This is a genomic window from Myxococcus sp. MISCRS1 (genome assembly GCF_026626605.1).
Lineage (GTDB): Bacteria > Myxococcota > Myxococcia > Myxococcales > Myxococcaceae > Myxococcus > Myxococcus fulvus.
Window position 1 is genome coordinate 6,792,509 of sequence record NZ_JAPNKB010000001.1, and the last position, 18,212, is coordinate 6,810,720.

General features: G+C 70.9%; 18 protein-coding genes. 8 read left to right on the plus strand and 10 right to left on the minus strand.

Annotated features, from left to right (window positions below; all coding sequences use genetic code 11):
• Positions 1–63: 63 nt before the first annotated feature.
• The gene (locus tag OWM54_RS27095) at positions 64–555 is read left to right on the plus strand and encodes a MarR family winged helix-turn-helix transcriptional regulator (protein WP_223747024.1); all 492 of its coding nucleotides are present in this window, start codon (positions 64–66) and stop codon (positions 553–555) included.
• Between the two features lie 19 nt (positions 556–574).
• Here the strand turns inward: OWM54_RS27095 and OWM54_RS27100 are convergent, their stop codons facing one another.
• The 4 genes from OWM54_RS27100 to OWM54_RS27115 form a co-directional block, all read right to left on the minus strand.
• On the minus strand, positions 575–1,372 hold the full coding sequence (locus OWM54_RS27100) for an energy transducer TonB (RefSeq protein WP_223782635.1): 798 nt from the start codon (positions 1,370–1,372) through the stop codon (positions 575–577).
• Between the two features lie 16 nt (positions 1,373–1,388).
• A complete protein-coding gene (locus tag OWM54_RS27105) occupies positions 1,389–1,823 on the minus strand; it encodes an ExbD/TolR family protein (RefSeq protein WP_141333310.1) in 435 nt (144 codons plus the stop codon).
• A 3-nt stretch (positions 1,824–1,826) separates the two neighbouring features.
• Entirely contained in the window at positions 1,827–2,540 is a 714-nt protein-coding gene (locus OWM54_RS27110; protein ID WP_046716312.1) for a MotA/TolQ/ExbB proton channel family protein, read from the minus strand.
• Between the two features lie 173 nt (positions 2,541–2,713).
• Positions 2,714–3,991, minus strand: coding sequence for a PQQ-dependent sugar dehydrogenase (locus OWM54_RS27115; protein ID WP_267699369.1), 1,278 nt, complete (start codon positions 3,989–3,991; stop codon positions 2,714–2,716).
• A gap of 148 nt (positions 3,992–4,139) precedes the next feature.
• Between OWM54_RS27115 and OWM54_RS27120 the strand changes: the two genes are divergently transcribed.
• Both OWM54_RS27120 and OWM54_RS27125 read left to right on the plus strand, forming a co-directional pair.
• Positions 4,140–4,760 carry an NIF family HAD-type phosphatase gene (locus tag OWM54_RS27120; RefSeq protein ID WP_267699370.1) on the plus strand — a complete coding sequence of 207 codons (621 nt, stop codon included), beginning with the start codon at positions 4,140–4,142 and terminating at the stop codon, positions 4,758–4,760.
• A 37-nt stretch (positions 4,761–4,797) separates the two neighbouring features.
• Complete coding sequence (locus OWM54_RS27125; protein WP_267699371.1) at positions 4,798–5,211, plus strand: hypothetical protein; 414 nt, start codon at positions 4,798–4,800, stop codon at positions 5,209–5,211.
• A gap of 10 nt (positions 5,212–5,221) precedes the next feature.
• On the opposite strand, the gene OWM54_RS27130 is transcribed toward OWM54_RS27125, so the two are convergent.
• The 6 genes from OWM54_RS27130 to OWM54_RS27155 form a co-directional block, all read right to left on the minus strand.
• Complete coding sequence (locus OWM54_RS27130; RefSeq protein WP_267699372.1) at positions 5,222–6,184, minus strand: hypothetical protein; 963 nt, start codon at positions 6,182–6,184, stop codon at positions 5,222–5,224.
• A 100-nt stretch (positions 6,185–6,284) separates the two neighbouring features.
• The gene (locus OWM54_RS27135) at positions 6,285–6,575 is read right to left on the minus strand and encodes a hypothetical protein (protein WP_046716308.1); all 291 of its coding nucleotides are present in this window, start codon (positions 6,573–6,575) and stop codon (positions 6,285–6,287) included.
• Positions 6,576–6,687: 112 nt separating this feature from the next.
• Entirely contained in the window at positions 6,688–7,683 is a 996-nt protein-coding gene (locus OWM54_RS27140) for an aldo/keto reductase family protein (RefSeq protein WP_141331099.1), read from the minus strand.
• Between the two features lie 12 nt (positions 7,684–7,695).
• Positions 7,696–8,178: a DoxX family membrane protein gene (locus tag OWM54_RS27145; RefSeq protein WP_223782631.1), complete on the minus strand. Its 483-nt coding sequence runs from the start codon at positions 8,176–8,178 to the stop codon at positions 7,696–7,698.
• Positions 8,179–8,228: 50 nt separating this feature from the next.
• Positions 8,229–8,954: an AraC family transcriptional regulator gene (locus tag OWM54_RS27150; RefSeq protein WP_324289151.1), complete on the minus strand. Its 726-nt coding sequence runs from the start codon at positions 8,952–8,954 to the stop codon at positions 8,229–8,231.
• A gap of 113 nt (positions 8,955–9,067) precedes the next feature.
• Positions 9,068–11,035 (minus strand): alpha-amylase family glycosyl hydrolase, encoded by a 1,968-nt coding sequence (locus OWM54_RS27155; protein WP_267699374.1) that lies wholly within the window; start codon positions 11,033–11,035, stop codon positions 9,068–9,070.
• A gap of 241 nt (positions 11,036–11,276) precedes the next feature.
• Here OWM54_RS27155 and OWM54_RS27160 point away from each other — a divergent pair, with 241 nt between their 5' ends.
• The 5 genes from OWM54_RS27160 to OWM54_RS27180 are packed head-to-tail and all read left to right on the plus strand — an operon-like array spanning position 11,277 to position 18,201.
• Positions 11,277–12,932: a hypothetical protein gene (locus tag OWM54_RS27160; protein WP_267699375.1), complete on the plus strand. Its 1,656-nt coding sequence runs from the start codon at positions 11,277–11,279 to the stop codon at positions 12,930–12,932.
• A gap of 20 nt (positions 12,933–12,952) precedes the next feature.
• The gene (locus OWM54_RS27165) at positions 12,953–13,951 is read left to right on the plus strand and encodes an AAA family ATPase (protein ID WP_223747035.1); all 999 of its coding nucleotides are present in this window, start codon (positions 12,953–12,955) and stop codon (positions 13,949–13,951) included.
• A complete protein-coding gene (locus OWM54_RS27170) occupies positions 13,944–15,710 on the plus strand; it encodes a hypothetical protein (protein WP_267699376.1) in 1,767 nt (588 codons plus the stop codon). The genes OWM54_RS27165 and OWM54_RS27170 overlap by 8 nt, the downstream gene beginning before the upstream one ends.
• Positions 15,707–16,681 carry an ABC transporter ATP-binding protein gene (locus OWM54_RS27175; protein ID WP_223747037.1) on the plus strand — a complete coding sequence of 325 codons (975 nt, stop codon included), beginning with the start codon at positions 15,707–15,709 and terminating at the stop codon, positions 16,679–16,681. The genes OWM54_RS27170 and OWM54_RS27175 overlap by 4 nt, the downstream gene beginning before the upstream one ends.
• Positions 16,678–18,201 carry an ABC transporter permease gene (locus tag OWM54_RS27180; RefSeq protein ID WP_267699377.1) on the plus strand — a complete coding sequence of 508 codons (1,524 nt, stop codon included), beginning with the start codon at positions 16,678–16,680 and terminating at the stop codon, positions 18,199–18,201. The genes OWM54_RS27175 and OWM54_RS27180 overlap by 4 nt, the downstream gene beginning before the upstream one ends.
• Positions 18,202–18,212 lie beyond the last annotated feature (11 nt).

Consider the following 18,212-nt stretch of genomic DNA (forward strand, 5'->3'; position numbering starts at 1 on the left):
CGGAATGTAGTAACCCTCAATAGTTGATGAAGTCAATTGTTTAGGTGGGCGGGGTGAATTACCATGAGGGGCATGAGCGGAAGCAGCGAGAGTCTGGAGCGACGCGGCAGGTCACCGGACGCCGGGCAGCAGGCCCCTGAGGAGGCGGGGCTGCCCAGGCAGGCGTGGACGCTGCTGTTCGAGCTGATGCACGCGCACATGCGCAACTTCCCCGCGCTGGCGGCGGAGTTCGAGCTGTCCCCGGTGCAGGCGCACGTGGTGCGTCAGCTGGGCGAGGGCCCGCTGGCGATGAGCACGCTGGCCAACTACCTGTCCTGTGACGCGTCGAACGTGACGGGCCTGGTGGACCGCATGGAGGCGCGGGGCCTCGTCGAGCGGCGCAGCAGCGAGCAGGACCGGCGCGTGAAGATGCTGGTGCTGACGGAGGCGGGCGTGGCCCTGCGCGAGCGGCTGCTCGAGCGGCTGGCGGAGCCGCCCGAGCCCATCGCCGCGCTGTCGGACGAGGACCTGCGCGCGCTGCGAGACATCATGCGCCGGGCGCTGCGCTCGCAGTGACGGCGCGCCCCCGGCGCCCTCAGTCCAGCAGGAACGTGTACGAGTACTTCATCTCCGTGGAGACCGCCTCACCGCCCTTGATGGCGGGCTTGAAGCGGAAGCGCTTGATGGCGTCGCGGGCCGCCTCGTTGAGGCCGTAGCCCGGGCCGGAGAGCACCTTGGCGGAGACGACGCGGCCCTCGTTGTCGATGGTGATGGACAGCGTCACCGTGCCCTCGATGCCGGCGCGGCGCGCCTCCTCCGGGTAGGGGACCTTCACCTCGGAGGCCACGGTGGGCTCGGAGTCCACCTGGTAGATGGGCGTGTACTTGGGCGCCGAGTACCCCTTCACGTCCTTGGGGTCCTTCGCGGTGCTGTCCACCTTGCCGTAGGACGTGTTGCCCACGGGCGCGGCGAACGAGCCGGCGCTGGTGGTGGACGACATCGTCATGCCCACCACGAGCGGCGGCGGCTTGGCCTGGGGCGTGGGCGGCGGCGGCTCGTTGGGCGGCGGCGGGGCCTGCTCGGGCGGCGGCGGCTGGGGCTTGGTCTCCGCGACCTTGATGGGCGGCGGCTTGACCGGCTTGGGCTTGGGCGGAGGCGGCTTGGGCTCCTCCTTCTTCTCCTCGGGAGGCGGCGGCGGAGGGGGCTTCTGTACCTCCACCATGACCAGCTCCACGGGGCGCTGCACCACCGGCCGGGGCCGGTCCGCCATGTGGCTCAGGTACCAGAAGCCCACGCCGTGCAGCACCAGCGACACGAGCAGGAAGGCGCCCACGAACACGAGCGAGCGCTCGCGGCGGGGAAAGGAGTTGTCTTGGAGGACCGCCTGGCTCATGTGCTGGGTCGTGCCGTCAGGGAGTGGCGGGCGCGGCCGCGGGGGCCACGTCCTTCTCGATGTTGAGGGCGAACTTCGCGATGCCCTGGCCCTTCACCGTGTCGATGAGGCGCATCACCTGACCGTAGGCGATGGTCTGGTCGGCGCTGATGATGGCGCGCGTGTCCTTGTCCTTGGCCACCGCCTCCGCGACCTTGGTGGTCAGCTCCGGCTCCGTCACCTGCGCGCCGTCGAAGTAGAGCTTGCCCTCCTTGTCGAGCACCACGTTGACCAGGCCCTGCACCGTCTCGCCGCCGTTGGCCGCGCGGGGCAGGTCCACCTCCACCGTCTCCCGGACGATGAAGTTCGCCGTCACCATGAAGATGATGAGCAGCACCAGCACCACGTCCACCAGCGGCGTGACGTTGATGCCCGTGATTTCCTCTTCGTTGTCCTGCGCGCCGCCCGCCATGGCCTAGCGGACCTCCGCGGCCCGGGCGGCCGTGTCCGGCGTGCGACCCGAGGCGCGCATGCTGCCGACGAGCGCGTGGCCCAGGGCGTTGGTGCGGCTGGTGACCGTCTTCAACTGACGGTTGAAGATGTTGAAGGCGACGACGGCGGGAATCGCGACGGCCAGGCCCACCGCCGTGGCGACGAGCGCCTCGGAGATGCCGGCCATGACGGTCTGCTGGATGGCCGCGCCCTTCACGTTGCTGGCGCCCAAATCATTGAACGCCTTGATGATGCCGAGCACGGTGCCGAACAGACCGATGAACGGCGCGTTGTTGCCCAGCGTGCCCAGGAAGGACAGGAAGCGCTCGTACTGGGGACGCTCGCGCGCGACGGTGGAGGCGATGACCTGCTCCACGGTGTCGGCGCCCTGCGCGCTGGCGGCGAGCGCCTCGCGGATGACGGCGGCCTCCATGCCCGTCTTGCCCTCGATGGCCTTGCGCCCCGCATCGAAGTCGCCCTTCGCGAGCCGCACCGCGAGCGCCTCCGAGTCCGGCAGCCGGTGGCGGGCGAAGTACACCGCGCGCTCCAGCATGATGGCGATGGAGAGCACCGAGAGGACGACGAGAATCCAGAGGACCCACTCGGCGGACGTGAGCGTGACGCCGAGCAGCTTGCTGCTGAGCCAGCCGAGCTCGGAATGCCCTGACTGGGCCAGGAGGATGGGGGGGAGCGTCATGCGCCCATCTGTTTCTCCGTCCGCCCTGAAAGTCAAATGGATCAGCCGGTTTGTCCGCTTCCCGGGCCCTCGGGCCACGACTGGAAACACATTTGTTGCCCGGCCGTCCGCCCCTTTTCAGGTCCGTCTCCCCACGCGGACTCGGAGTGCTGGTCCGCGTGGGTCCGGCACCTTCATTGGGGTGTCATCTTGAGCAGGCGGCCGTTCGGGTCGTCGGTGAGCAGGTACAGCGCGCCCTCGGGGCCCTGGACCACCTCGCGCACCCGCGCGTTGTTGGCGGGCTTGAGCCGCTCCTCGCCCACCACCCGGTCATCCTGGAGGACGAGCCGGATGAGCGCGTGCCCCGACAGCGCCCCGATGAAGATGTTGCCCTGCCACTCCGGGAACAGGCTCCCCGAGTAGATGGTCATCCCGGATGGAGATACCACCGGGTTCCAGAAGTAAACGGGTTGCTCCATGCCCGGGCCCTGGCCGGACTGGTGGATGGGGGCTCCGGAGTACTCGGTGCCGTAGCCGATGGTGGGCCAGCCGTAGTCCTTGCCGCGCTCCACCAGGTTGAGCTCGTCGCCGCCCAACGGGCCCATCTCCGCCTCCCAGAGCCGGCCGCGTGAGTCGAGCGCGGCGGCCAGGATGTTGCGGTGGCCCAGGGAGAAGATCTCCGAGCGGGCGCCGACCTGGTTGTAGAAGGGGTTGTTCGAGGGGACGGTGCCGTCGGGGAAGATGCGGACAATCTTGCCGAAGTGGCTGTTGAGCTGGCGGGCCTGGACGCGGCCGGGGAGGATGGAGCGCTCGCCCAGCGTGACGAACAGGGTGCCGTCCGGGTGGAACACGATGCGCCCGCCCGCGTGCAGCGTCGAGTCCAGCGTGGGCTTCATTCGGAAGATGATTTGCAGGGCCTCGATGCGCGGCTGGGGGCCGTCCACCAGCTTGCCTCGCGCGACGGCCAGGCCGTTGCCCGCGGTGGGCCGGCCGTTGCCCGCCTCGCGCGGCTCGTAATAGCTCCAGTAGATGTAGCGGCTCTGGGCGTAGTCGGGGCCCACCTCCACGTCCATCAGCCCGCCCTGGCCCCGGCCGTCCACGGGCGGCAGGCCCGCCACGGGCGCGGACTTCGCGCCCTGCTGCGTGACGATGTAGAGCTTCCCGGTGGGCTTCTCCGTCACCAGCATCCGCCCGTCCGGGAGGAAGGCGATGGCCCAGGGATAGTTGAAGCCACTTGCAATGGTGGTGACTTTGTAACGCGTCTGCGAAACGACGACGGGGCCGTTCGTCTGGCCAGGGAAGGCGGGAGGGAAGGGGGACGCGAGGGTGGCGGTGCCCTGGGGGCTGGGAGGCGGCTCGGCGGGCGTCGCCGCCTGTGGGGGAGGGGGCGCGGCGCTCTGGGCGTGGGCGGTTCCCGTGAGGGACAGCAAGAGGGCGCAGGCGAGGCTCGACAAAGACAGACACAAGCGCATGGGGCTCCTCGGCGGGTGGTGGGTGGTCGAAGGGCAGCTAACCATCGCGTGCGCGGGCCGAGGCCCGAGGCTCGGGGGGCTGTGGCCGGTTGGACAGGTGAAGGGTTCGGCGTCAGTCCTTGCGGGGCGGCGCACGTCCCTTCGGGGCATGAAGACCGTCGCGACGCTGACAGAGGACGCCGACGCTCCGGGAACTGGGAGCGCGGCCCGCACGCTCCTGGTCCTCGACCTGGACGAGACGCTGATTCACGCGCGCGAGACGCCGCTGGCGCGCGCGGCGGACCTCGAGGTCTTCGGTTACCACGTCTATCTCCGCCCGCATCTGGCGCGCTTCCTGGCGGACTGCGCGAGGCGTTTTCGGCTGGCCCTCTGGTCCGCGGCGTCGGACGACTACGTGGCGGCGCTCACCGAGCGCATCCTCCCGCCGGGGCTCCGGCTCGACTTCGCGTGGGGGCGCAGCCGGTGCACCTTCGCGGTGGACTCGGCGCGTATCCAGGAGGAGGGGTTCATGGACCCGTCGCACTACGGCTACGTGAAGAAGCTGCGCAAGCTGCGGCGCCGTGGCTACCGGCTGGAGCGCGTGCTCATCGTCGACGACACGCCGGCCACGTGCGTCCACAACCATGGCAACGCCATCTACGTGAAGCCCTTCGAGGGCGACGTGGAGGATGCCGAGCTGCCGGCGCTCTCGCGCTACCTGGCGACGCTCGCGGACCTGCCCGACGTGCGACGGCTGGAGAAGCGGGGCTGGAGGACGGCGGGGACTTGAGGGACAGTCGGGAGCCTTCCTCCTGGAGGACTCCCGCATGCCGAACAAGCCGCCCGATGATGACTCCTGGCGCTCCGTCCCTCCGCCGCCCCGGCCGCCGCCCTTGCCCGACGCGCCCGCGAGCGACCCACGGATTCCCGAGGGCAGCGCGGACTACTCCGCGGCGCTGGCGGACTCCGCGGCGTACAAGCGCGGGGACATCACCTTCGAGGAACTCCAGCGTCGCGTGCTCGCTCGGGCGCTCCCTCCGCACCCCCTGGGGGACGGGTATCTCATGATGACGCCCCCGCCTCCGCCCCCGGGCATTCGCTCGAGCTTCAATCCCCTGCGGATGCCGGGCGACTGGCGCGGGACGTGGGGGGAAGTCGCGATGACGCTCTTCGCGGGTGACATCACCCATGCGGAGTACGAGCGCCTCCACGCGGCGGCGCACCCGGGCTGCCGGCGCTGAGCGCCTGGCGTCACTCGGGATAGGACGACTTCGCGCTGGGCTTCGGCGCGTCGCGCTGGCGCCGGTACTCCTCCCAGTTCCGGCGGGACACGGCCTCGCTCTCGAGCTCCTGGCGCAGCTTGCCCGGGTACTCGGCGGCGATGATGGGGGCGAAGGCTTCCAGGGCCTCCTTGAGCGCGGGGAAGGGCACCTCATCCTTGTCGACGAGGATCTCCCAGGGCTCCGATGTCGAACCCCGCTGCATGGTGAAGCCGACGCCCTGCTCCAGCCAGGTCTGGGGCACCTCGATGCGCAGGATGCCGTGGGTGTTGCTGTCGCAGTCCTGCATGGAGACGGCTTTGGGGTACCTGTTGCGGCCCTTGGCGTCCCACCGCTTGTATTCGATGCCGCAGGCCTCGAGCGGTCGGAGCTGCTCCTGGACGGACGCGAGCTCGGCCAGGTCTCCCACGTCCGAGGTCCGCAGGAAGCCCTCCTTCTGCAGGCCGATGGCCACCGCGGCCAGTCCCCCGCCGGCCGCGAGGATGAAGCACAGCATGACGAGCACCCACCAACTGGATGGCTGCTTGCGGGGGCCGGGGAGCGCGGGGAGGGGCGCGGGCTCGTGGACGTCGATTTTCTCGAGGGCGGCGCGTCCGAACAGCGGCGCCGCGTGGTAGCCGCAGAAGAAGGCGGCGAGCCAGGAGAGGGCGCGCACCCAGTTGGCGGTGGGCGTGACGGGCAGGAAGGTCAGACCCTGGAGCCACACGAGCGTCTTCGCCGCGAGCATGCCCGTGGTGAGCACCATGGCCGTGGCGAACAGGGTGACGTTCACGAGCGTCATGAAGGTCGACGAGCGCGAGCGGGCGAGGGGCAGGAAGGCGGGGAGCAGGCGCAGCAGCTTCGGGTACACCCACCGGCCCACGAAGAACCCCGCGAGCAGCGGAATCCAGAGCAGCAGCATGCCGATGGCCTGGGCCTTGAAGAGTGGATCCATGCAGTGAAGATGCTCCGAGTGGCTCGCCCCTTGAAAGCCCCTTCGCGCAGCCGAAAGGCAAAAGAAACCCAGGGGCGAAAAGCGCCTCCGGGTCGAGGGCCTACTTGCAGATCTCCTTGGTCAGCTTGTCGCGCTGGGCCTGCTCGGAGGTGGCGCGCTTGACGGCGTCCTCCATGGCGTCGTCGGCCTTCTCCAGCGCGTCGAGCGCGCGGCTGTGGGCGCGGCCCTTCTTGGCGGCGACGAGCACCTCGCGCATGTCCTTGCGGGCCTGCTTCAGGGTGGTGAGCTGACCCTCGCGCTCGACGTACTCCTTCTTCGCCGCCTTGCACTCGGGCGTCTGCGCGGACGCGCTCGACGCGAACAGGATTGCGGAGATTACGAACCAACGCACACGCCACCTCCAGGAGAAGGACCTGGGCGCGAGTATAGGGCGGCGCGGCGACGGGGTGCAGCGGCGCGAGCACGCCGGGCTCACGTGGAGACCCGGCGCGTCGCGTGGGGCTTCAAATCTTGCGGTCCGGCACGTCGGTGAGGGCGGGGTTGCGCTCGATGACGGGGCCGAGCACGTCGTCGATGCGGCGCATCAGCTCGGGCTCCAGCTTCACGCCGGCGGCCTTCACGGTGTCGTGGACCTGCTCGGGGCGGGAGGCGCCGATGATGGCGGAGGAGACGCCCTTGTTCTGGAGCACCCAGGCGACGGCGAGCTGGGCCATGGTGAGGCCGGCCTCCTGCGCCAGCGGCTTGAGGTTCTGCACGCGGGTGAGCACGTCCTCCTTGAGGAAGCGCGCGATGAAGCGCGAGCCGGTGGGGTCGGTGGCGCGGCTGCCCGCGGGCGGCGGCTTGCCAGGGAGGTACTTGCCGGTGAGCACGCCCATGGCCATGGGGGACCAGACAATCTGACCGAGGCCCTCGTCGAGGGACGCGGGGATGACGTCTGCCTCGATGACACGCCAGAGCATGGAGTACTGGGGCTGGCTGGAGACGAAGGGAATCTTCAGCTCGCGGGCGAGCTTCGCGCCCTGGCGGATCTGCTCGCCGGTCCACTCGGAGACGCCGATGTAGAGGGCCTTGCCCTGACGGACGATGTCGGCGAAGGCGAGCATCGTCTCCTCGAGCGGCGTGGCGGTGTCGAAGCGGTGGGCCTGATAGAGGTCCACGTAGTCCGTCTGGAGGCGGGTGAGCGAGCCGTGGATGGACTCCATGATGTGCTTGCGCGACAGGCCCCAGTCGTTCTTCCCGGGGCCGGTGGGCCAGTAGACCTTGGTGAACAGCTCGTAGCCGGCGCGGCGCTGGCCCTTGAGGGCGCGGCCGAGGACGGACTCGGCGCGGGTGCTCGCGTAGACGTCGGCGGTGTCGAACGTGGTGATGCCCACGTCCTGCGCGGCCTTCACGCACGCGAGCGCGGCCTCTTCTTCCACCTGGGAGCCGTGCGTGAGCCAGTTGCCGAAGGAGATTTCACTGACGGCCAGACCGCTGCGACCAAGATGACGGAAGTTCATGGGGCGGCGAGCCTAACCAGCCATGGCGCGCCTCGCACGGCTTTGGGAGGGCAACAGTCCACCGGCCCACGCCACCCAGGCGATGTAGACGAGCTGGAAGGGGAGGCGCAGCCAGAAGTACCAGTCCGGGAAGGGCAGCACGTGTGAGGCGGAGTTGGCCGAGGCCTCGTGGAGGTTCGCGGGGAGGATGGCGACGAGCAGCGCGATGAGGCCGAGTGCCGCGAGCTTTCGGGTGCGCGGGAGGAGGAGGCCCACGCCGCCTGCGACTTCGAGCACGCCGGACAGGAGCGTCCAGAAGCGGGGTGAGGGGAGCTGCGGCGGAATCATCGCGTCGTAGCGCGCGGGCATGAGGAAGTGCATGACGCCGGCGCCGATGAAGAAGAGGCCCGCGGCCACGGCGGCGCGGCTCGCGGGGGTGGAGAGCGCGGGCAGCCTGCGCAGCGGGGGCAGGTGGAAGAGGGCGAAGAACGAGAGCAGCACGAGGGCGAAGGACACGGCGAGGCTCCTGGCGCGGAAGGTCGGGAGGGGTCCCGGCCTGACGCTGCTCAAGATGCGTCGGGGGCCCTGGCCTGGGCTTGAACGAACTGGCTGCGACGTTGGAGGAAGGAGGGCGTGGTGCCGAACATGCGCCGGAAGGTGCGCGTCAGGTGGGCGGAGTCGGAGAAGCCGGCGGCGTGCGCGGCCTCTCCGGCGGTGCGTCCGGAGGCGATGGCGCCGGCGGCGCGCTGGAGTCGGAGCCAGAGGAGATAGGGGCGCAGGGGCACGCCGGTGGACTCGGTGAAGGCGTGCATCAGGCGGCCGGAGGACAGGCCGGCGACCTCGGCGAGCGCTTCGAGGGAGGTGTCCTCGGGAGCGGGGTCGGCGCGCAGGTGGCGCAGGAGCTTGCGCACGCGCGGGTGCATGCGAGGGGCGCTGGTGGTGCTGGGGCCGGCGAGGGCTTCCAGCGTGGACTCCATCCACGGGCCGATGTCCGCGTGGGGAATGGGCCCCGCGCGCGGCAGACTGGCGAGCAGGGCGTCGCGCGCGGCCTCGTCGAAGAGTCGGACGGATTCGGTGAGGGACGCGCGGAGGCGCAGACCGTCATGGCTCTCGGGCTCGACGAAGAGGAGGACGACCTCCGTGCCTCGGGCATCGAGCGCGTGTGGGACATCGGGCCCCACGAGGACTCCGGCCGCGCGCGTGTCCTTCCTGGCCGAGTCCACTCGGATGGAGAGCGTGCCCGTGCGGCACAGCATGAGGTGCATCGCGTGGTGGGCGTGCTTCGACGACATGTCCCCGGGGCCCCACATGGCGAGCGCAGCCGGCCACACCACCAGGGGCATGTCCGGCCACGGAGCGCGAGGCGCGAGGTCAGGAGGTCGGGCGAGCAGCATCCGCCCGCAGGCTACCAGCGGTCCCTGGAGAGAATCACCGCGCTGTACGCGCCCAGGGACACAGCTCCGCGCGCGGGCATTCCATCCCGCTCTCCCCACGTGCTCCAGAAGTCGTGCACGTGCGTGCCGCCGAAGTCCGGTGAGTAGCCCTGCCAGTCGCTGTTGAACCGCACCCGCCACAGTCCATCCGAGGGCAGGCCCAGCTCGTACCCGCTGAACGTCCGGTGTCCCAGGTTCACGATGACCACCACGTCGTCACCCGCTCCCCCGTGCTGCCACCGGTGGAACGCGAGCACCTTGTCGTCGTGGTTCAGGTGGAAGACGTTGACGCCCTCGCCCCGCAGCCCCGCGCTCGTGTCGTGCCAGTTGCGCCGCAGGCGGATGAGGTCCCGATGCGCCTGGAGGATTCCCCCGAACCAGTCCGACTTGTTCCAGTCGAGCGGGTCCCCATCATCGAAGTGCCCGTCCTCCAGGAACTCCTGCCCCATGAACAACATCGGAATCCCCGGCGCCGTCAGCGTCAGCGCCGCGCCCAGCAGCGCCTTCTTCTTCGCCAGCACGTCTCCGGGATTGTACGGCGACACCTCCGTCGGCAACCGGCTGCGGCCGTTCGCCACCTCGTCGTGGCTCTCCGTGAAGATGACCCGCTGCATCGACTGGCCGTTGTAGCGGAAGTACAGCGCGTCCCGGACCGCGCTCAAGTCCCGCCACTCGTCGAACGGCGCCGTGAGCGCGGCGCGCACCGGGTGCACGAAGGCCGCGTCCCACTGCGCGTCGAACCCCGCCCCCTGCGGATGCGTCACCGCCGGGTCCGCCGCCATGTCCTCCGCGATGAGCAGCTTCCACGGGAACTCGCGCTTCACCGCCTCCGTAATCGAGCGCAGCAGGTCCCAGCCCGCCGGATTGTCCACGCCGCTCGTGGTGCGAATCTCCTTCGTCGCGTCCACGCGCAAGCCATCCATGTGGTACTCGCGCAGCCACATCAGCGCGTTGTCACGCAGATAGTCGCGCACCTCGTGACGCCCGTAGTCCGGACGCGTGTCCCCCCACGGCGTGCTCGCGCGCCAGTCCGCGTAGAAGTACACGCCCCCTCGGCCGAACGTCTCTCCATCGAAGTCCCAGTGCGGCAAGTCACTGGGCCCCAGGTGGTTGTAGACCACGTCCATGATGACGCCGATGCCGCGCCGGTGCGCCTCGTCCACGAAGCGCTTCAGGTCGTTCGGCGCGCCATACGTGCTCTCCGGCGCGAACGGGAACGTCGGGTTGTAGCCCCACGAGAAGTCCCCCGCGAACTCCGCCGAGGGCATCAGCTCCACCAGGTTCACGCCCAAATCCCTCAGGTAGTCGAGCTTGTCGATGGCGCTCAACCAGTGCCCCGGCCCCCAGCCCGGTGAGTCGTGGAACGTGCCGATGTGCAGCTCGTAGATGACCGCCTCGTGCCGCGCGGGCATCTGGAAGTGCCCGTCGTACCGCCACACGAAGTCACGGTGGTCCAGGATGACGCTGTTGCCCGTGGAGTTCGTGACGTCCGCGGCCCTCGGGTCGTTGCGCCAGCGCCAGTCGCCGTAACGGCCCTGCACGATGTACTGGTACTGCTGTCCGTTGTACGCCCCCTGGATGTCCCGGGAGAAGTTGCCCGAGGGCTCGCGCGCCAGCTCCACCGCGTGCCAGTGACTGAAGTCCCCCACCACCTGTACGCGCTGCGCATGCGGCGCCCACACCCGGAACGTCGCGCCGCCGTCGTACGGAATCACGCCCATGCCCGGACGCCATGACGGCTCCGGCTGTGGCTCCACCGGAACGAAGGCCGTGAGCGCGCCCGGCACCTGGAGCTGCTCCGCCGGTCCGAACAACTCCGGCGCCGAGCGCGAGCGCGCGGTGCGCCGAGCCACCTCGTTGCCTCGGGCCCTGCACGCCGTCTCGCTGAAGTCCTTGCGCGGCTGGCGCACCTCGTTCGATTTCGTCTCTCGCGTCGACATGGATTCCCCCCGGAAAGCGGATGCTTCGCGATGCGTCGCATTCCGACAGCGCGTCGCGGCGGGAGGCAAAGCCCACCTTGTCGCCCCCCGTTCAGTTCAGGGCAGTGCCCGGGTGTTTTCCCGTCCTTCGAGAGCAGGCGACCGTTCAGGTCGACACGAACGCCGCCCACCTGCCCCCGCCGACGCTCGACACCGAGCGGCTTGTCCGGGCACCCCGAGTGTCCGACACTGGTCCTTCCTCATGGCCGCCAGCGAAGAACGCCGCCTCCAGGCTCTGGTGCTTGCTCCGGTGCGCCGCGTCCAGCGACGCCTCAATGCCCTCGCGTGGGCGGAGGCCGGCCTCGCTCCCCTCTGGGCCACCAGCACCGCCTGCGTGCTGGCCCGGCTCCTGTTGCGCCAGCAGTGCGTCTGGGCCCTGCCGCCGCTCGTGCTCGCGGGTCTCGCATGGTGGTGGCGACGTGCCCGCGCGCGCCATGTCTCGCTCGAGCATGCGGCCGTGCTCGCGGACCGCTCGGCCAACGCGGGCGGGTTGCTGCTCACCCGGCTGGAGCGCCCCGTGGGGGAGTGGGAGCTCTCCGTCAATCAGCTCGCCCGCGAGGTGAAGCCTCCGCGGCTGAAGTGGCGGCGCCCCGTGGCGGCGCTCGCCGGCGCGCTGGTGTTCGCCCTCATCGGCTTCCTGATGCCGTTGCCCGCACCGCGCGCGTCCCGGGGTGTCCATGCCGCCGCCGCGGCGAAGGTGGACGCGGTGAAGGCACAGGCCGAGGCCCTGGCCCGCGAGGAGCCCCTGGGCGAGGCCGTGGAGGACGAGCTGCGTCGCCTGTCCGAGGAAGTGGCTTCGGGTCGCTTCGACTCGGGTGACTGGGAGGCCGCCGACTCGATGGAGCGTCGACTCGCCGAGCGCGCCGCCGAGGCCGCCGCCGAGCTGGCCCAGGCCTCCGAGGCCGCGCGTGAGCTGGAGGATGCGCTCGGCGCCGCGGGGGGCGCGGAGTCCGCGTCCCGTGAGCGCGAGGCCCTCGAGCGCGCGCTCATGGCGCTCCAGTCCGCGGGCGCGGAGGGCTCGGCGCAAGAGGGCTCCGAGAACGGGCAGCAGGGCTCGGAGCAGGGCGCCTCGAACTCCGGACAACAGGGCGGCGAGCAGGGCGCGTCGAACTCGGGGCAACAGGGCGGTGAGCAGGGCCAGGCGAACGCGGGGCAACAGGGCGGTGAGCAGGGCCCGGCGAACGCGGGACAGCGAGGCGGCAATCCGAGCGAAGGTCAGCAGGGCGCTTCGCGACAGGAGCAGGCGCGCGCCCAGTCCTCCGGTTCGGTGGACCAGATCTCGGAACTGCGCCAGTCGCTGGAGCGTCGAAGGCAGTCGCTCGCCCAGCGCTTCGAGCCGCGTGAGGGGCAGGACGCGCAGGCCCGCAGTCAACGCTCGCGTCCTCGACAAGGCTCGAGTGGGCGGCAGGAAGGAAATCGCCAGCAATCGGGCCAGGGACAAGGCGGCGAGGGGCAGGAGGGCGGTGAAGGGCAGGAAGGCGGCGAGGGGCAGGAAGGTGGCGAAGGCCAGGGCGGCGGGCGCGGCAACAGCCAGGGCCACGCGAGTCGCGCGGTGCGCCAGGGCGCGGGCTCGGGGGCTCCCTCGGAAGGGGGCGGCTCGAATCCGCTCGTCTTCGGGGGCGCGGCGGAGATGGACCCGGACCGGCTCGCGTTCGAGCCGCTTCCGGAGGGACACGGCGGCGAGGCCGGTGAGCTGTGGGGGCTCGAGGCGGCGGACCCTCGGCGAGGCACGGGGGCCCGGGGCGCGGCGCGCGGTCAGGGGACCAGCGCTCAGGGCGACGCGGCGGCGGGGACCGGCGGACAGCCGCTGCTGCCGCGCAACCGCGACCTCGTGAAGCGGTACTTTGGTGGAGAGTAGTCCGGAAGGGGAGAACACACGTGGCAGCGGAACTTCTCAGTCCCGCCGAGGCGCAGGGGGCGGCGGAGGTGGCGAACCAGCTCAAGGCCCGGCTCGACACCGTCATGCTGGACCAGCAGACCGTCGTCGAGCAGGTCGTCATGGCGGTGCTCGCGCGCGGACACGTGCTGCTCGAGGGCCTGCCCGGCCTGGGCAAGACGGAGCTGTGCAAGTCGCTGGCGAAGCTGCTCGCGCTGCCCTTCCGTCGCATCCAGTTCACCCCGGACCTCCTGCCCGGCGACATCACCGGCACCTATGTGCTGGAGGGCGAGGGCCGCCGCGACTTCGTCTTCCGCGAGGGCCCGCTGTTCGCCAGCCTCGTGCTCGCGGATGAAATCAACCGCTCCAGCCCAAAGACGCAGGCCGCGCTGCTGGAGGCCATGCAGGAGCGCCGCGTGACGGTGCTCGGCCAGACGCGCGCGCTGCCGGACCCGTTCTTCGTGCTCGCCACGCAGAACCCCATCGAGCTGGAGGGCACCTATCCCCTGCCCGAGGCCCAGCTCGACCGCTTCCTCTTCCGCATCCAGGTGCCCCCCGTGGGCGCCAAGACGCTGCGCGCGCTGCTCACCACGCGCGTGCGCGGCGCGCCGCCCGAGCTGTCCCCCGTGCTCGACGCGGACGGGCTCGCGCGCCTGTTTGCCGCCGTGGACCGCGTCCACCTGCCCGGCCCGGTGGCGGACTTCATCGGGCGGCTGGTGGAGGCGAGCGACCCGCGCCAGGCCTCCGCGCCCGAGGCCGTCCGCCGCTTCGTGCGTTATGGCGCGAGCCCCCGCGCCGCGCTCGCGCTCGCGGCGGCCGGACGCGCGCGGGCCTTGATGCACGGCCGGCCCAACGTCGGCTTCGACGACGTGGTGGCCGCCGCCCCCGCCGCGCTCAACCACCGGCTGGTGCTCGCGTACGAGGCCTCGCTGGAGAAGGTGTCCGCGTCGGACGTGGTGGGCGCGCTGCTGCAGGCCGTGCCCGAGGTGCCGCGTGACTAGCGTCGTGGTGCTGTCGGTGTGGCTGCTCCTGGGGACCCCGCCGCCGGTCGTCGAGGCGGCCGCTCCCGTGGACGTCGCCACCGCCGCCACGGCCGTGAAGGCGCCTACCGGCTACCGCGATGCGAGCGGCTCGGTGGACTCGCTCGCCCAGGACTACCTGCGCGTCACGGTGCGCCGGGGCTCGCTCAAGCCCCAGCGCGGCTACTGGGCGGCGGAGGTGACCCTCCACAACGGCGACGCCCAGCCGCACCCGGTGCACCTGTCCTTCCGACCCTCCTACGGCGACGTCACGCACGCCGTCGAGCGCACCGTGGAGCTGGCGCCTCGCCAGCGGCTCGTCACCTGGTTGATGGCGCCCGTGGCCTGGCACTCCGGCGCGCTGACCGTCGAGGTCCCCGGCCTGCCGCCCATCACCGAGCACCTGTTCCCCGACAACGACCGCTTCGAGCCCGTGCTGGTGGTGGGCAACAGCGAGTCCTTCGAGGCCGTCACGGGCCTGACCAAGACGCCGGAGCAGGAGGACCCGCTGTTCTCCGTGCGCTTCATCGACGCGCAAGAGGCGCCGCGCGAGCTGGCGGCCTACGCGGGCTTCGAGATGGTGGTCCTCACCGAGACGGCGACGAAGGTCCCCGCGGACGTGTGGGCCGTGCTGGAGTCCTATGCGCTGTCGGGAGGCCGGCTCGTCGTCGCCAACCCTCCGAGGGACTTGCGCGAGCGGCTGCAGCTGCTCCAGTCCGTCCCGCTCCAGGACGGGCCCTACGCCTTCGGCGGCGTGTGGACCTGCGACAACTCCGCGGCCACGTGTCGGCACAAGATTCAGTCGGAGCTGTCGACCCTCACGGACGACAACCGGGGCAAGACGCGCCCGCAGGGGCTGCGCTCGCGGTGGGCCTCGAAGGTGTCGTTCGGTGACGACGAGGCGCCGCTGCTGGGCACCGCCCGCGCGCCGGTGGGGCCGTTCCTGCTCCTGATGACGGCGTTCGCGCTGCTGGTGGGGCCCGGGGCCTGGTGGCTGACGAAGCGCCGGGGCCCGGTGGCGGTGCTCATCGCGGTGCCCGCCGTGTCGCTGGTGACGTGCCTGGTGCTCATCGCCTGGTCCGTGCTGGTGGACGGCTTCGCGGTGCACACGGCGCGCTACAGTCTGACGTACCTGGATGGCGCCCGGGCCCGCGCGGTGACGGTGGGGTTGTCGGGCTGGTACGCGAACCTGTCACCCGAGCCGCTGCGCCTGCCCTCGTCGAGCGTGCTCATCGCTCCGCACGACACGGAGGACCTGATGGCCGACCTGGACTGGACGGGCGGGCTCACCGTGGGAGATGGCTTCCTGCCACCGCGCACCTATCGCGAGTGGGGAGAGCTCGCGGTGGTCCCCTCGCGCGCCCGACTGGTGCTGGTGGAGACGGGCGGAGAACCCAAGGTCCAGAACGCGCTGGGCGTCGTCGTGGAGGAAGGCGTCCTGCGCTGGAACGGTCAGGTGCGCCGGCTGCCCCGGCTGGCGGATGGCGAGGAGGGCGCGCTGGGGGCCGCGGAGCCGGACCCGGGGCCCTCGCAGGCCAACGCGGCGGACACCCTGGTGGAGGTGGGCATGCCCTCCCCGGCCCAGTACCGCCTGCAGGCCGCGCTGCCGCTCTTCCGCAGGGAGCTGAAGGACAAGGAGTTTGTCGTGCGCACGAGTGGCCCGGGCCCGTTGCCCACCAGCGCCTTGAGCGCGGAGGTGGAGGCGAGCGTGCATCTGATTCGGGGCGAGGTGAGGCCATGAGCGCGTTGCTGGAGGTGAAGGGCCTCAGGCGCGACTACGGCGCCCTGCGGGCGGTGGACGACGTGTCCTTCCAACTGGAGGCGGGCAGCATCCTGGGGTTCATCGGTCCGAACGGCGCGGGCAAGAGCACCACGCTGCGCATCCTGGCGACGCTGGACGCACCCACGTCCGGCGAGGTGCTGCTCGGGGGCCACTCACTGGTGGACACGCCGGACAAGGTGCGGCCGCTCATCGGCTACATGCCGGACCGGTATGGCACCTATGACGACGTCACCGTCTTCGAGTTCCTGGACTTCTTCGCGCGCGCCTATGGGCTGACGGGCGCGAAGCGGCGCCAGCGCGTGGAGTCGGTGATGGGCTTCACGGGGCTGGGGCCGCTCGCGGACAAGCTCACCACCGCGCTGTCCAAGGGAATGCGGCAGCGCGTGGCGTTGGGGCGCACGCTGTTGCACGACCCCCAGCTGCTCTTGTTGGACGAGCCGGCGGATGGCCTGGACCCCCGGGCGCGCATCGAGCTGCGCGAGCTGCTGCGGGCGCTGGCGGACCAGGGCAAGGCGGTCATCATCTCCAGCCACATCCTCACGGAGCTGGCTGAAATCTGCGACACGTGCGCCATCATCGAGCAGGGGCGCCTGCTGGCCACGGGCAAGGTGGAGGACCTGCTCCAGCAGGACACGAACCTCGCCTCGGTGGAGCTGACGGTGCGCCTGGCGACGGGGCCGGAGTCGGAAGGTGCGTGGGCGCGCGCGGAGCGGCTCCTGCTGGAGCAGCCCCGGGTGTCGCGGGTGTCGAAGGAGGGTGAGTCCCTGCGGGTGGGTCTGGAGCTGGAGCCCGGCACGGGCGCGGACGTGGCGTCGGCGGCGCTCCTGGCGGTGCTGGTGACGGCGGGCCTGCCGGTGTGCGCGTTCGGCATGCGTGAGCGCAACCTCGAGGATGCCTTCATGACGGTGACGAAGGGGAGGCTCGCGTGAGCGCGCCCATGGAGACGACCTCGGGGGCGCCCGTGGCGGAGCCGACCGGTGGCGCGGTGTCCGCGAGCGGCGGCGGCTTCCAGGCGCGGTGGGGGGACCGGCTCAACCCCCTGGTGGTGAAGGAGGTCCGTCAGGGCTTCCGCACGCGCATCTTCTGGGCGTGCTTCGGGTTGATGCTGCTGTCGTGCGTGGTGCTGGCGCTGGTGGCCTTCGTGCAGACGCGGGACGCGGCGTTCTCCCAGTTCGGGCAGACGTACTTCTTCGCGTTCTTCGTGTGCCTGGCGGTGGTGCACTTCTTCGTGATTCCGTACAGCGCGTACCGCTCGCTGGCGCGGGAGCGCGAGGACGACACGTGGGTGCTGCTGGTGCTCACGGGGCTGGGGCCTCGGAAGATTCTGCGCGGCAAGGTGCTGTCGTTCCTGGTGCAGGCGGCGCTGTATGCCTCGGCGGTGGGGCCCTTCCTGCTCTTCAGCTACTACCTCAACGGCATCGCGCTGCCGACCATCCTGGTGGTGTTGGGGTTGAGCGCGGCGTGGCTCGTGTTCCTCACGGTGGTGGCGGTGTGCGCGGCGACGCTGGCGGACAGCCGGATGGGGCGGGGCCTGGTGCACTTCGTGGTGCTGGGCGCGTTGGGCCTCGCGTTCGCGATGGCGCTCGGCATCGCCAGCGCGCTGACGGACGCGGCGGACCGGCTGCTGCACACGGACGGGGTGTTGCTCGCGATGAGCATCTGTCTGGGGTTGATGCTCCTGGACGGGTGGCTGTTGTTCGAGGTGGCCGCGTCGCGGCTGTCCTTGTCCACGGAGGACTACACGCGTGGCCCGCGTCGGGCGGTGGCGGCGCAGATGGGGGTGGCCCTGCTCGCGGGCCTGGTGCTCTGGTGGGTGGATGACAAGAAGCACGTGGTGACGGAGGTGTTCGCCACGCTGGGGACGGTGCACCTGACGCTGGTGAGCCTGTTCATGGCCTCGGACGTGGATGGACAGGCGCGCGCGCTGCGAGCGGACACGGGCCCCTGGTCGCTGATGCGGCCGGGCGCGCTGCGGGGCTTCCGGCTGGCGGTGTTGCTGTTGGTGGGCTGGAACGTCGCGTGGTTCCTGGCGGCGCTCTTCTCCGAGCACACCTCGTCGCGCAGCGAGCCGTTCCGCATGGTGATGGCGGTGATGCCGGCGTACTCGGTCCTCTACCTGTCGTTGGCGTTGCTGTTGGGGCGGATGTCGAAGTCGGACCGGTTCTCCTCGCCCGCGGCGGTGCGGCTGCTCTTCGTGGCGACGGTGGGTATGGCCGCGGGCCTGCCGCCGCTCTTCGCGGAGGTGGTGGGGCTGGAGGCGGGCGATTCGTTGATCAACCTCCTGAACCCGGTGGTGGGGGTGGCCAACTTCTCGTCGCATGACTACTCCACGGGGCTGCCCGAGATGTCCTGGGCCATGGTGGGCTTCCTGGGAGGGCTGGCGCTGCTGTGTGCGTTCATGGCCGACCGGGTGCTGACCGAGCGTGAGAAGCGGGCCCACCGGCTGTGAGCGGGCCCGCT

Bases quoted from the DNA above. Each gene is read 5' to 3' on its own strand.
- OWM54_RS27095 (WP_223747024.1), top strand. From the start codon at position 64: ATGAGGGGCATGAGCGGAAGCAGCGAGAGTCTGGAGCGACGCGGCAGG.
- OWM54_RS27100 (WP_223782635.1), bottom strand. From the start codon at position 1,372: ATGAGCCAGGCGGTCCTCCAAGACAACTCCTTTCCCCGCCGCGAGCGC.
- OWM54_RS27105 (WP_141333310.1), bottom strand. From the start codon at position 1,823: ATGGCGGGCGGCGCGCAGGACAACGAAGAGGAAATCACGGGCATCAAC.
- OWM54_RS27110 (WP_046716312.1), bottom strand. From the start codon at position 2,540: ATGACGCTCCCCCCCATCCTCCTGGCCCAGTCAGGGCATTCCGAGCTC.
- OWM54_RS27115 (WP_267699369.1), bottom strand. From the start codon at position 3,991: ATGCGCTTGTGTCTGTCTTTGTCGAGCCTCGCCTGCGCCCTCTTGCTG.
- OWM54_RS27120 (WP_267699370.1), top strand. From the start codon at position 4,140: ATGAAGACCGTCGCGACGCTGACAGAGGACGCCGACGCTCCGGGAACT.
- OWM54_RS27125 (WP_267699371.1), top strand. From the start codon at position 4,798: ATGCCGAACAAGCCGCCCGATGATGACTCCTGGCGCTCCGTCCCTCCG.
- OWM54_RS27130 (WP_267699372.1), bottom strand. From the start codon at position 6,184: ATGGATCCACTCTTCAAGGCCCAGGCCATCGGCATGCTGCTGCTCTGG.
- OWM54_RS27140 (WP_141331099.1), bottom strand. From the start codon at position 7,683: ATGAACTTCCGTCATCTTGGTCGCAGCGGTCTGGCCGTCAGTGAAATC.
- OWM54_RS27150 (WP_324289151.1), bottom strand. From the start codon at position 8,954: ATGTCGTCGAAGCACGCCCACCACGCGATGCACCTCATGCTGTGCCGC.
- OWM54_RS27155 (WP_267699374.1), bottom strand. From the start codon at position 11,035: ATGTCGACGCGAGAGACGAAATCGAACGAGGTGCGCCAGCCGCGCAAG.
- OWM54_RS27160 (WP_267699375.1), top strand. From the start codon at position 11,277: ATGGCCGCCAGCGAAGAACGCCGCCTCCAGGCTCTGGTGCTTGCTCCG.
- OWM54_RS27175 (WP_223747037.1), top strand. From the start codon at position 15,707: ATGAGCGCGTTGCTGGAGGTGAAGGGCCTCAGGCGCGACTACGGCGCC.